A 13,384-nucleotide genomic window follows, 5' to 3' on the forward strand; every position below is an offset into this window, starting at 1 on the left:
GCAACGACACCTCACATCAAACGGTCGATCAACTCACAACGACGCCATTCGGGTCGAGCCCTGTTACGGCATCTCCGCGCAAGGGCCGCGCGCCTAGATCGCGGCGTCGGGCAAGGGCGCGCGCAGATCCGGCCCCTGGGCGCGGCTGGAATTCACCGCGACCCCGACGCGATGGGCCACCAGCCTGCCCACGGGCGGCGGCTGCATCAGACGCGCGGCGCCGGGCCCCGCCTCGCCCAGCCATTTCGCCCAGGCACCGGGGTCCAGGATCAGGGGCGCGCGGTCGTGGATATGCGCGATATCGGGGCCCGAAGGCGTGGTCAGGATGGCGCAGGCGGTCAGGTGCTGATCGCCCCGGTCCCAATCCTGCCAGATGCCGGCAAAGACCATCGGCGCGCCATCGGCGCGGGTCACATACCAGGGCAGGCGCGCGCCACCCGCGGCCTTGTGCCATTCGTAAAACCCGTCCGCCGGGATCAGGCAGCGCCGTTCGCGCACTGCCGCGCGGAAAGCGGGCTTTTGCGCCACGCTTTCGGACCGCGCATTGATCAACAGCGGCCCGCCGCCGGGCGTGTCATACCAGTGCGGGACAAAGCCCCAGCGCATCGCGCGCAACCGCCGGCCGCCGTCCGGCCCATCGGCGGTGCAGACCGCCACCTGCTGGGTCGGGCAGACATTGTAGCGCGCGCCATCCGGCACGTCGTTTGAGGGCACCGCCGCAAAGATCCCCGCCATGGTCTGCACCGGCAGCGTGATCGCGAATCGTCCGCACATCCCTGGCCCCTTCCCCTTGCCGCGCCCCCCGCCGTTCCATCCTGCCGCAGCCGCACCGCCCGCGCCAGCCCACCACCCGGCGCGGGCTTTGACCTGTCACGGCGAATGGCCTAAAGATCGCCCGGTAACGATTGGCAAGGAGCGGCAATGCCCCCGCACGAGTGTTCCCCCGATGCCGCGGGCGATGCCCCCCCTGTGACAGGGGATGGCGGGGCGACGGGCTGGCTTGATCCGGCCCTGCTGGGCGATATCGACGCCTGGGACCTGCAGCGCGCGGGCGACTGGCTGCGCTTTCAGGCCCGCCTGGCCGGGGCGCCCGGGGGCGCGCGGCGCTATCTGCGCCCGGTGACCGGCGGCGGGATCGTGGCGGAAACCGGGGGCGCGGTGCTGGGCCTGTTCGGGCTTGGCGGCGGGCGTCATGCCACCACCTTCCCCGGCGCGCCGGCCTTTGCCCATCATGTCGTGACCGCCCCCCCGCCCGACCCGGATGAGCCGGACCGGATCCTGCGCAACCTGCGCGAAACATCGGGGGAAAGCGCGCTGGCCGACGCGCTGCTGGGCGCGCGCCATGCGGGTTTTCGCGCGCTGCCGCTGATCGTGAGCGGGCATGATATGATCGCGCCCGCCCCGGTTGGCGCGGCGGGGCCGGACCTTCTGGCGCAACCGCTGGCCGCGCTGGCCGACCGGCTGGACCGGCTGGCGGCGCTGGCGCGCGCGCTGAACCGTCCCGCGCGGCTGCTGGCGCTGCGCGTGGCCCCCGGCCCCGATCAGGCGCCCGGCGATGCCGATGCCTTTCACCGTGCCGCGCTGGCACAGCTGGATGCGATCGCGGCGCAGCTGGCGGGACGCAATCTGGGGCGGACGCGCTTTCTGGCGGTGGCCGATTGCGGCACCTGGTGGCAGCATGACGCAGCCGCGAACCGCGCCGCGATCGAAGGGATGCACCGGCTGATCCTGCGCCCGGGTGTGCATCAGCTGATCGTGGCGGCACCGGGCTATATGTTCGCGCAGGACGATCTGGGCCAGCCCACACCGCAGGCCCAGGCCGCCCGCGCCGCGATCGAGGCCCATGCCCTGGACGCCGATCTGGCCCGAAAGGACTGGGCCTGCCCGCTGCTGTGCCTGGCGGAACGCCACGACGGGGTGATCCGCGCCACCTTCAAGACGCTGGGGCCGCTGCGGATCGACCCGGCCGACCCGTTCGACGCAGGCCCCGCGGCGGGCTTTGCGCTTGCGGGCACCGGGGCCGGGATCGCCTCGGTCACGCTGGCGCCCGATGATCCGGGCGCGGTGCTGATCCGCCCCGATGGGCCGCTGCTGCCCAGCCCCGGCGCGACAGAATTGCGGCTGGATTACGCGACCGGCGGGCCGCCCCGTGCGCGCCACACCTTTGCCGGCCCCGGCGGGGGCTTTGGCCCCGCCTGCGGCGCGCTGCGCGACGACTGGTCCGCGCCTGCGCCGGATTCCGGAACCAGCCCCGGTGCCGCGGGCGGAACGCTGCACCGCTGGGCGCTGCCCGCAAGCCTTGTGATCCGCGGATGATCATGCGCCGCCCCACCCCCCTTCGCAGGAGCCACGATCATGGCCTTTGACCGCGAAACGATCCGCACCGACAACATCTGCCTGATCTGGGTCGATGACATGATCGACATCTTCACGTGGCGCGATGCCTTCGGGGTGACGATCCAGACCCCCAATATCGACCGGCTGATGGCGCAGGGGGTGCGCTTTGCCAATACCTATGCCACTGTGCCGCTGTGCGCCCCCTGCCGGGCGGAAATCGCCACCGGCCTGTCGCCCTATCGCACGGGGCTGGTCGATCTGAACCGCTTCTGGCGCGATGTGATGCCGCCTGAACGCGCCTGGGCCTATGACCTGCGCCGCGCGGGGTTTTACAATTTCACCACCGGCAAGGTGGACAGCAATTACAAACCCATGCCCGAGGCCTATCGCCGCATCCTGTTCCACGAAGAGCCCGAGGCATCCGACCGGGGCCGGCGCCGGGGCGTCAAGGACTATCTGGGCGGCAAGGGGCCGGGCATCGCCGGGATCAACCATCCCGATGACGACGGGTCGCAGGATGACCGCTTCTATGACTATTGGGTGGCGCAAAATGCCATCGACCACCTGAAACGCGCCGATCCGGCCCGGCGCCACCTGATCCAGCTGGGCTTCAAGCACCCGCATATGAACCTGGAATGTCCCGACCGGTTCTACCAAATGTATGATCCGGCCGCGATCCGCTGGCCCTCGATCGCCGCGCCCGAGGATTTTCACGGCCCCCAACCCGGCTTTGCCGTCTATGAGGCCGCCTATATCGCCAATGGCAACTGGACCCCGGAAAAAGCCGGGGATGAGGGCTGGCGCCAGGTCGTGCGGGCCTATTTCGCGGCCTGTTCGCATGTCGATCACGAAATCGGCCGGTTTCTTGATGCGCTCGCGGCATCGCCCCTGGGCGGCAATACCACCGTGATCTTCCTGTCCGACAACGGCTTCAACCTGGGCAATCACGACAGTTTCCACAAGATGAGCCAGTGGGACAGCGCCGCCCACGTGCCGCTGTGCATCTGGAACCCGCGGATGACGGCCGGGCAGGTCGTCGATCTGCCGGTTTCGCTGCACAACCTGCCCTGCACGATCCTGGACCTGGCCGGCCTGCCGCGCCGGGCGGACTGGGTGTCGGGGCAAAGCCTGCTGCCGCTGATCGACGACAGTTTCGGCAGCTATGACCGGACAAAATCGCCCGTCACCTCGGTCTTTGGCACGCTGTCGGTGCGCCCCACGGCGCCCGATCTGTGCCACCTGCGCTATTTCCGTTATCCGAACGGGGAGGAACATGTCTATGACATCGTGGCCGACCCCGGCGAGACGCAGAACCTGGCCGAGACTGCGCCGCTGGACCGGCTGCGCGACGAACTGGTCCGTGGCGCGCTGGATCTGGGGCTGGATCTGCGCGGGCATGAAAACCCCGCTGCGGGCGTCAATGCGATGCTGGCGGTCGATGGCTCGGTCGTGCTGGCGGGCGGCGCGGGGGACAACCACTACTGGGCCTATGGGGCGGCTGCGGAAAACATCAGCGAAACCGCCGATGGCGGGCATGATGTGCTGTGGTATCTGGGCGGGCCCGACGATTTCACCCTGCACATGCCCCCCCATGTCGAGGAACTGCGCATCGCCACCGTCGTCGCCCGCACCGAAGGCACCACCCCCCGCGCAGGCAAGACGCTGCGCATCGTGGCCCATCCCGACAGCCCGTTCCGGTTCGAAACCTCGGAACGCGTGGCGGTGCATGTGGTGGGGTCGAACGGCGATGATGTGATGACCGGCCCGAAATACGGCGGCGCCACATTCTTCGGCGGCGAGGGCGATGACCTGTTGATCGCCACCGGCAAGCGGCCCAAGGATCGCCACGCCTTTTACGGCGGATCGGGCAATGACACGCTGATCGGCGGGCGCGGCAATGACACGCTGCAGGGCGGCGCGGGCGATGACCTGATCCGCGGCGGCACCGGGCGCAACCTGATCCACGCCGGCCCCGGCAATGACGTGATCGAGGATGGCGAGGGCGCGTCCGAAATTCACACAGGCCCGGGGCGCAACCGGATCACCCTGGCCGAGGGCGACCACCGGCTGCACATCGGCCCCGGCCCCAACCGCATCACCGCCGGCCCCGGGGCGAAACGGCTGGAACTGGATTACGGCGCCACGGTAGCGCTGACCGGCTGGGACCCCGCGCAGCGCTATGACCTGACCCGCTGGCCCGCCCGCCCCGACCTGCGCCCCCTGCCCGAGGGCGGCGTGATGCTGTCGCACGGCACATCCTGCCTGATCATTACCGACGCCCCCGAGGGCACGGATATCCTGCGCCAGGTCGAGATGCGGGGCTAGCGGGGGTCAGTCATTCCCGCGCCAGCGGCGGCGGGGGTAAAGCCGGATCCGCCGCGGATGGCTGCGCAGGGGCAAATCGGCCAGCGACTCGCCCGGGCGCTGGACCTCATACATATCCGCGCCCAGTCGCGCACCGATCGCGCGCAGACGGCTGCGCAGCTCTTCCCGGGGTGTCTCGGTCCAGGGAGCAGGGTCCGCGATCAGGCCAAGATCGGCCAGTTGCCGCCCAGCCTGCGGAAAATCGGCGACCCCGAACACCGACAAGGCCGATCGGCGCACACCCGCAGGCGACCAGCCCATCGGTCGGGCATTGATCACCGCGACCTGGCCTGCGCCAAATCTGGTCAGCTGGCCCGCCTGCAAGAACACCTCGGGCGCGGGGCGGCGCTGGAACAGCACCACGCGCTGATGTGCGCGCACCACCAGTGCCACCAGATGGAAGGCCGATCCATCGACGCCCGCGATGACCTCGGCGGCCTTGTATTGCGCGATCTGGTCTTCCATGCTGTGGTGCTGCGGATGATAGGGCACGAAGCCCTCGGCCTGCAAAAGCTGTTCCAGCCGGTCTTCCTCGATCAGACTGCCGTGGGGATGATCCAGCCCGGTGCGCGAGATATATATCTTCCTGTGCCCCTTGGGCGCGATATCCGCGGCAAAACGATCATGGATCATCGCGCGGTATTCCGGTGTCGCCTCCATTAGCGTCAGCGCGCCACAGCCCTGCATCGGCACCACGACCTGACCCAGACGCAGCGGCCCATCCGCTTTCAGCAAGGGGGGCATCTTCCAACCGCACAAGGCCATGAACCGGCCAAGCATGTCCTCGATCCGTGCCAGATCGGCACCGGGCTGATGCAGAACGATCGCCCCATCGTAGCTGTCGGGGGCATGGTGCAGGTGCCACAGCCGGGCCGTCGTCTCCAGCAGAAAATGGCCGAATTGTGGGTGGTAATGGCCAAGGAACAGATAGCGCCCATTGCGGCGTTCGGACACCTGGGCAGGAAACGGGGGGAAGCGGGTGGCGCGATTGGTCGCGGAATGCCAGCCCTGTGCCAAAGGCACCGGCTGCCCCGCCTGATCGAAAAGCCCCGCGTCCACCACCCAAGGGGTTCGTTGCCGAAGCGCGGGCACCAGAACCGCGTCCGCAAGCCGCAACACCTGATCGGCAATGCTGCGGTCCGGGTGCAATACCAGCTTTTCCGGCATCTGCGCCTGCCCCGTCATGACAGGCACCTCAGCCAAGGCCCAGCCGCGCCACAATGCCCGCCCAATCCGGGCTTTGGCGCATGCGCGCGGCCTTGGCCTTGTGGATGGCAAAGGATTGCGCGTGCATTTCGGCCAGTTGCGGATCGGCCTTCAGCTCCTCATAAATCCGCCGTGTGGCGGGGCGCATCGTGGCAAAGCGCGGTTCGGGGTCACCGGCGCCGTTATAGCCCTGCCAATACCGATGGCTGCGTTGCAGGCGGTCCAGCCCCATGGCATCGCCCCGGTCCAGCTTGACCAGAAACGCCTCGGCCGATTTGATCGCATAGTGATTGAACTGGGCCAGATCGGTGCTGGTCATCGCCTCGATGGCCTTGTCCTTGCCATCGGTAAAGTCCGGCCCCAGCACATTGGCGCTGCCGTCGATCCAGACATGACCCGCGCGCAAAAACCCCTTCATCAAGGGGCGATGATTGCGGCGCAGGTCAAAAGGCACGTCGTTGCGATACATCGTCTTGATCGCGTTCATCAAGACCCGGCCCTCGGCCCGCGCCTTTGCATAGCCCTTGCTGAGCTGGGTGAATTGTTCGGCAACAGGGCGATCCTGCAAGGTCAGGATGCCCGCGCTGGAAAACGGTGTGCTGGTGAAGGATACCGCATCAAAGCGACCCGCGCGGTCCTGTGCGGCGGCCATGAAATCATCCAGATGACCTTCGCCCGGGAAGATCTGCAGCAACTCATCGGCATCGGTGTGATAGATCCAGTCGGCATCGCGATAGATGTTGAACATCCGCGCATAGCGCAGCGCCATCACATGCCAGTTGCCCCGGTCGGGCATCAGGGCTTTGGGGTTGGGGCGGTGATAGACCGGCACGATCCGTTCCAGCCGGTCCAGCATCCGGTCGGTCAGGTCGTCGCAGTCATTGGTGAAGACCAGGATCCCGTCCACGCCCAGCGCCAGATAATGCGCCACCCATTCCAGTACATAGGGCCCTTCGTTCTTCATCGTCGCAACGATCAGAACCTTTTCACCAAGCATCATCGCACCAAACCCCTTGCACCGGCGCCGTGGCGCCGCGTTCCTATGCCTGTTCCGCCCCGCGCCCCACCGGGTCGCGTCGATAGACCCAGCCTGCCGGCGCGTCCTCTGCGCCCCCCCGCCGCAGGCCGGCGTCGGACAGTAGCCTGTCCCAGTTGGCCAGCCCCTGTTCACTTGCGCCCTCGGGCAGCAGGATCACGCGGCGCAGGAGCGCAAGCCAGTCGGGCCGCACCATCGCCGCCTCCAGCGCGCAGGCAGACAGGCGCAGAACGTCGGGGCGGAAATCGGCCAGGCAGTGCGCCAGCCCCCGCGCGCCGCTGGCCGGATCATCCCCTGCCAGCACCAGCGGGCCCGTGGCATGGCGCAGCCGGTCCGACAGGCCGTTCTGCGCGCCCACCTGGCGGGAAAAGGCAATCAGATCGGCGCGCGCGCCTTGCACCATCGCCTGCAGCCCCGGATGGGCGCGCAAGCCCATCATCGCGACCAGACCAAAACCGCCCGTCGCCTCCAGCAGCCGCGCGCAGCCTTCGGTCTGGGCGGCGATGTAACGCGCGGCGCGGCGTTCGAACTTGCCCGCGCGCAGCGCCTCCAGCGCGTCGGGGGCGAACAGACGCGGATCGGCGGGCACGGTGATGCCGCGGTTGTCCACCTGTTCCAGCGCCACCGGCAGACCGAAATCAACCGGGCCGGGCAGAAAGGGGCTGCCAGCAAGATCGCCGAATTCCTCGGACGGTTTGGTGCGCCGCTCCGCGATGGGGCGGGCGCGCGCGCGCTTTTCGACATCGGACATCAGCGCCGCGATCTTCAGCGGATCGCGCGGCTGCGGCGGCTTGGCGGTGACCTGGGTGATCGGCACCTGGCCCGCGGCCAGCAGCCCCGCCTTCAACTCGGCATAGGCCTCGGTCTGCTTGTATTCGGCCAGCCGCGCCTCAACCCGGTCCAGCGCCGCATAATGCAGCCGCGCCAGCACCGGATCGGCCAACAGCTGCGCCATGATATCGCGCCGCCGCGCGGCATGGCGCAGAATCTTGTCGTCGCGCACCTCATTGCGGTCCTGCAGCGCCCAGTAATCGGCGTTGTATTTGTCTTTCTTGTTGTTGACGTTGCCGCGGAACTTGCGGATCGCATAGCTGTCCACCGATTTCACCGCATAATGGTTCAGCTGCGCCCAGTCATAGCCCAGCGTGCGCCGGATCGACCGCCAGCCGCGAAAGCGGAAGTAATCCTCCATCGGCTGACCCGATCCGTTCAGCCAATGCACCTGATCGGGAAAGCCGGTGTCGATGTGCTTGTTGCGGATCTTGGGGCGGTGGATGCCCAGCTTCCAGTATTCGGGGTCGTATTTGAACAGCGTCTTGACGCCCCAGCCCATGCGCCACAGCGGCGGGGCTGCATACAGATATTGCTCGGTCACCGGGTCGCGCGACCAGTCCACCACAAATCCCGACCCAAAGATGCGCCAGGTGATGACGATACCATTGGCCCCGCGCGCCACCGCATCATCCAGCATCCCGTCGATCGTGCCCGAGGGGTGGTTGATGCACAGGAATTCATCGGCATCGAACACCATCACCCAATCGGCCGCCGCCACCAGCGGCTCGGCCTCGGCATGGGCCAGCGCCGAGGGCTGGGGCTTGATCCCCGCAGGGATCACATTGTGACGGTGATAGCCCAGGCCCAGTTCCTCAAGGCGCTGCAGCATCTCGACCGTGCCGTCGGTGCAGTCGTTGGTGTAGACAAGGATATCGGTAAACCCCACGGCCAGATGATGGGCGAACCATTCCAGCAGGAACGGCGCCTCATCCTTCATCATCGACACCGCCATCACGGTGCCGTGCGGGCTTGAATGCCGGGCCAGCGCCATCGGGCCTAGTCTTCCAGCGCCGCGTCCGGGTTTATCCCGACCTCGGCGCACATGCGCGCGACGTAGGAATTGGGCAGCGGCGGGTTCTTGCGCCACCAGGGCTTGGTGCCGTTGGTATACAGATGCACGCTGACGGTCTGGTCGGTGAAATGCCCTTCAACCCGGCCATAGGGATCAAAGAACACATCGTTCAGCTGAAACGGCACCGGATACAGAACATCGGGCGTCATCGCCTTTTCGATATCGCCGGTCTGCTGGGCGAACCATGTGAAGGCCTGCGGGCCAAAGGCGGTGCGCTCGGTCTTGTAGATCATCTCGCCATGGCTCATGCCGCCCTTTTCGCGCAGCTTGTCCATCTGCTTGCGCTGGCGTTTGTTCCACCAGGCGGGATAATCGGGCAGGTTGTCATAGTAATCCAGCAGCTGATCCATCAGCGCGCAATGCTGCGGCAGCCCCACCACCCCGCAGTTCAGCGCCCCGCGCATGCCGTGCCCGGCAAAGACATAGTCCCATTCCTCGGGAAAGGGCTTGTAGCAGAAGGCGTCGCAATCGATCCACAGCGCGCCGGTCTTGCGGATCATCTTGTAGCGAAACACATTCGACAGGAACGAGGCCGAGGTCGCCGCGACCAGGGTCATGTCGATATCCATGATCTCGGTGGCGGGGCGGATCTGCACCCCCTCGGGCGCATTGTCGACCGCATCGGTGCAATAAAGCGTCACCGGATGGCCGTGCCGCAGATGCGACTTCAGGCAAAGCTGGTTAAGATAGTGAAGCTTCGGCCCGATCCAGAGCGAGGCGACAGGACGGCGGGACAGATTCATGCGCGGGTACCCGGATAACAGCGCGCCGAACGCGGCGCAAACACGACAGACGCCGCAGGCATAGACCAATCGGGGCGCCCGGAAAAGCCTTGTGATGGGGCCATCAGCCCGCCATCGGCACGATCTGCGTGCCAAGCCGCGCGGCCAGATCGGCCCGTTCGGCATCGATCGCGCCGGGCGGCAGCGGCCCCCAGCGATCGGGCGCGTCAATGAACCCCCGCGCGGCCAGATCGCGGCCCAGCGCGGGAAAATCCAGTTCGGCATAGATCTCGCTCATCTGTGACAACTTGGCGCCCGCGAACTGGTAATAGCGTCCCGACAAGGCGTTGATCACATCGGGCTCCAGCCCGGCGAAATGGCGATACTGGGTCAGGTAATCCGCGATCGTGTCGCCGGGCCGGCGCAGGATGATGCCCACGCGATCCTGCGGCCCGGCAAAGAAGGCGGCCAGATGCAGGGCGGATGAATCGCTGGACACGATCACCTTGGCGGCCTTGTATTGCGCGATCTGCGCCTCGACCGGGTGTTCCTGGGGGTGATAGATGCTGTAGCCCTCGGCCTGGAACAGGCGTTCCAGATGCGCCTCGCCGAAATACCGCCCGCGTTTCGAAAACAGCCGCGTGCGCGAGATATAGATGCGTTCTGGCCCGTCGGGCGCGATGGTGCGGCCCAGATGGCGTTTGACATGGGCGCGGAATTCCGGGCAGGCGGCGATCATGTCGCCGGTGCCAAACCCCTGCGGCGCCAGCACCAGCCGTTCCACCCGCAGCGGCGCGATCACGCCCTGCGCGCGTTTGGGGCGCGCGCCGAACAGCGACAGCATCGGGCGCAACGGGCGAATAAAACGGTTGGGGCGCGTGACCTGCTTTTTCAGCAAGAACAACTCGCCCCGGACCTTTTCCTCAACCATCCCCGCGGCCCACAACCGGCCGGTGGATTCCAGCAGGAAATGGCCGAAATGGTTATAAAGCATCCCGCCATAAAGCCACAGCCCCGGCAGCGGGTCGCCTTCGGGCACGGGCGGCGGGCCTTCCGGCGCAACTGTCGTGGGCTGGCGCGAATTGCGAAAGCACTGCCCATCGGCCAGATAGGTGCCATCGGCGTCATAAACGCCCGCGGGGCGGCGGATGCCACCCGCCTTGCCCGCGCCAAAGGGCACGATCAGGGCATTTTCGACGATGCGGACACGCGCGGCCAGCGGCAGATCGGGGTCAAAGCGCATGCGGGCTCCGGGGTAACAGGGCAACGTTTACGCGCCCCTTGTGCCCGATCCGGCCCGCGCGCTCAATCCACCTTGGCGCGGGTCACAGATAGCGGCCGCCGCGCTGCAACACCTCGATCTGATAGCCATCGGGATCGGCGATGAAGAAGAACCGCGCGATCACCTGCCCGCCGGGCGCGAAATCGACGATCTGGCGCGGCGCCAGGCCCGCGGCGGTCAGGCGCGCATGTTCCGCCGCCAGATCGTCGACCGAAACGGCCAGATGGCCATAGCCATCGCCCAGATCATAAGGCACGGTCCGGCCCTTGTTGATCGTCAGTTCCAGTTCGAACGCGGTTTCGGGATTGGACAGATAGACCAGCGTGAAGGCGTCGAAATCCATCCGCTCGGCGACGGTCAGCCCGAAGGCGCGGTGGTAGAACTGGACCGAGCGTTCTTCATCCAGAACGCGGATCATGCTGTGAATGGCCTTGGCCATCGGAACCCTCCGGTTGCGAAAACAGCGTGGCGATAGACCGGCGCGGCGCGGGGGACAAGCCCCGGCACCGCGCCTCAGGCCCGCCTAGCGCTGGATCAGCGCCGCAAGCGCCGGCGCGGGCGCGCGGCCCAGATCCTGCGTCAGCCCGTCGATCCCGCGCCGGATCGCGTGGAACATCGGCCCGCCGCGCCAGCGCGGGAAGCCATAGCCGTGGATCTTCACAAGATCGATATCCGAGGATTTCTGCGCGATGCCCTCGGCCAGGATCGCGGCGCCTTCCTCGGCCATCTCGGCGACCAGCCGCGCCGCGATGGCCGCGCGGTCCATGCCCGCGCCGGGGGTGATCTGCGCGGCCAAAAGCCCCGCCACCGTGTCCGAGGGCACAGGCTTGCGGTCCCCCGGGGCATAGTCATACCAACCGCCGCCGGTCTTTTGCCCCTTGCGGCCCGCGCGCACCAGAATGTCGCCCAGCATCTCTGGCACGTCTTCGCCGCGGGCGCGCGCGCCCTCGCGTTGCAGGAAGGCGATGTCGAGCCCGCCAAGATCCTGTGCCTCAAACGGGCCCATCGCCAGGCCAAAGCCGCGCATCGCCGCATCCACCTCGGCAATGGCGATGCCCTCGCGGACCAGCGCCTCGGCCGCGGCGCGATAGCGTTTCAGGATGCGGTTGCCGATGAAACCATCGCAGATCCCCGCCTGCACCGGCATCTTGCCCAGGCTGCGCGCCAGCGCGAAGCCGCTGGCCAGCACCTGCGGCGCGGTATCAGCCGTGGGCACGATTTCCAGCAGCTTCATCACATTGGCCGGGCTGAAGAAATGCAGCCCGATGAAGCGGTCGGGATGGGGCAGCCCTTCGGCAATGGCGCGCGGGTCCAGATAGGATGTGTTGGTTGCCAGGATCGCATCGGGGCGACACAGCCGGCCCAGCTCGGCAAAGACCGCGCGCTTGACGCCGATTTCCTCGAACACCGCCTCGATCACCAGATCGACATCGGCCAGCGCGGCATAATCGGTGGTGCCGGTCACCCCGGCCATGCGATCGGCGGCCTGCGCCTCGGACAGGCGGCCGCGCTTGACCGCGCCGTCATAGATCGCGCCCAGATTGGCCAGACCACGGGCGACCGCCGTATCATCGCGTTCGATCAGCACCACCGGCAGACCCGCATCGCGCAGCGCCGCGGCGATGCCCGCGCCCATCGTGCCGCCGCCGATCACGGCGGTGGTCGCAATCGGGCGCGCGGTCACATCCTTGAGCGTGGACGGGCGCGGTGCGGCCCGTTCGGCAAAGAACACATGGCGCAGCGCCGCGGCCTGATCCGATCCGCGCAGATCCAGGAAGGTTTCCCGCTCAAAGGCCATGGCGGCGGTGAAATCGCCGGTGACGGCGCGTTTTACACAGTCAAGCGCCCGCAGCGGCGCCACTGCGCCCTTGGCAGCCTTGGCCACGGCGGCCTCTTGCGCGGCCCAGAAGCCTTCGGGCGCAGGCGCAGGATCGCGCGCGCAAACCGGCGCGGGCAGCGGCGCGTTCAGCGCGGCTTCGGCAAAGGCCACCGCGCCCGCGCGCAAATCGCCGTCAATGATCTGGTCGATCAGGCCGATCGCCAACGCCCGGGCCGCCTTGACCGGCTTGCCCGAAGTTGCCATCGCCGCCGCCTCAACGGCGCCGACAAGGCGCGGGGTGCGCACCGTTCCGCCCGCGCCCGGCACGATGCCCAGCGTCACCTCGGGCAGGCCCAGCGCCGCCGACGGCACCGCCACGCGGAAGCGACAGCCCAAGGCCACCTCAAGCCCGCCGCCCAGCGCCGATCCGTGGATCGCGGCGATCCAGGGCTTGGCGGCGGTTTCAATCCGGGCAACCAGATCGGGCAGATGCGGTTCCATCGGCGGCTTGCCGAATTCGCTGACATCGGCGCCCGCGATGAAGGTCCGCCCCGCGCAGATCAGCACAACCGCGCGAATATCGGGGTCCGCATCCAGCGCGCCCACCGCATCCCAAAGCCCCTGCCGTAGCGCCTGCGACAGCGCATTGACGGGCGGGTTGTCGATGGTGACGACGGCAATTGTGCCTTCGCGCGCGATGGATACGGTCATG

Annotated in this window: 10 protein-coding genes; 2 read left to right on the forward strand and 8 right to left on the reverse strand. The window is 67.6% G+C overall.

Going from position 1 to position 13,384, the window contains the following annotated elements; genetic code table 11:
- Positions 1 to 93: 93 nt before the first annotated feature.
- Positions 94 to 774 carry an SOS response-associated peptidase gene (locus MXB90_RS00005; RefSeq protein WP_250039419.1) on the reverse strand — a complete coding sequence of 227 codons (681 nt, stop codon included), beginning with the start codon at positions 772 to 774 and terminating at the stop codon, positions 94 to 96.
- Positions 775 to 921: 147 nt separating this feature from the next.
- Between MXB90_RS00005 and MXB90_RS00010 the strand changes: the two genes are divergently transcribed.
- Together MXB90_RS00010 and MXB90_RS00015 are read left to right on the forward strand one after the other, a co-directional pair.
- Positions 922 to 2,316, forward strand: coding sequence for a hypothetical protein (locus MXB90_RS00010; RefSeq protein ID WP_250039421.1), 1,395 nt, complete (start codon positions 922 to 924; stop codon positions 2,314 to 2,316).
- 39 nt (positions 2,317 to 2,355) lie between these two features.
- Entirely contained in the window at positions 2,356 to 4,662 is a 2,307-nt protein-coding gene (locus tag MXB90_RS00015) for a sulfatase-like hydrolase/transferase (protein WP_250039423.1), read from the forward strand.
- A 6-nt stretch (positions 4,663 to 4,668) separates the two neighbouring features.
- Here MXB90_RS00015 and MXB90_RS00020 read toward each other — a convergent pair whose 3' ends face one another.
- From MXB90_RS00020 to MXB90_RS00050, 7 genes are all read right to left on the reverse strand, one after another.
- Positions 4,669 to 5,886, reverse strand: a complete 1,218-nt coding sequence (locus MXB90_RS00020; RefSeq protein ID WP_250039424.1) for a glycosyltransferase family 61 protein — start codon at positions 5,884 to 5,886, stop codon at positions 4,669 to 4,671.
- Positions 5,887 to 5,896: 10 nt separating this feature from the next.
- Entirely contained in the window at positions 5,897 to 6,907 is a 1,011-nt protein-coding gene (locus MXB90_RS00025; RefSeq protein WP_250039425.1) for a glycosyltransferase family 2 protein, read from the reverse strand.
- 40 nt (positions 6,908 to 6,947) lie between these two features.
- A complete protein-coding gene (locus tag MXB90_RS00030) occupies positions 6,948 to 8,768 on the reverse strand; it encodes a glycosyltransferase family 2 protein (protein WP_250039426.1) in 1,821 nt (606 codons plus the stop codon).
- A 5-nt stretch (positions 8,769 to 8,773) separates the two neighbouring features.
- Positions 8,774 to 9,592 carry a hypothetical protein gene (locus tag MXB90_RS00035; RefSeq protein ID WP_250039427.1) on the reverse strand — a complete coding sequence of 273 codons (819 nt, stop codon included), beginning with the start codon at positions 9,590 to 9,592 and terminating at the stop codon, positions 8,774 to 8,776.
- Between the two features lie 103 nt (positions 9,593 to 9,695).
- Complete coding sequence (locus MXB90_RS00040; RefSeq protein ID WP_250039428.1) at positions 9,696 to 10,814, reverse strand: glycosyltransferase family 61 protein; 1,119 nt, start codon at positions 10,812 to 10,814, stop codon at positions 9,696 to 9,698.
- 82 nt (positions 10,815 to 10,896) lie between these two features.
- On the reverse strand, positions 10,897 to 11,292 hold the full coding sequence (locus tag MXB90_RS00045; RefSeq protein WP_250039429.1) for a VOC family protein: 396 nt from the start codon (positions 11,290 to 11,292) through the stop codon (positions 10,897 to 10,899).
- Positions 11,293 to 11,376: 84 nt separating this feature from the next.
- The gene (locus MXB90_RS00050) at positions 11,377 to 13,383 is read right to left on the reverse strand and encodes a 3-hydroxyacyl-CoA dehydrogenase NAD-binding domain-containing protein (protein ID WP_250039431.1); all 2,007 of its coding nucleotides are present in this window, start codon (positions 13,381 to 13,383) and stop codon (positions 11,377 to 11,379) included.
- Position 13,384 lies beyond the last annotated feature (1 nt).

Source organism: Phaeovulum molybdatiresistens (genome assembly GCF_023544865.1).
In the GTDB taxonomy this organism is placed as follows: domain Bacteria; phylum Pseudomonadota; class Alphaproteobacteria; order Rhodobacterales; family Rhodobacteraceae; genus Pontitalea.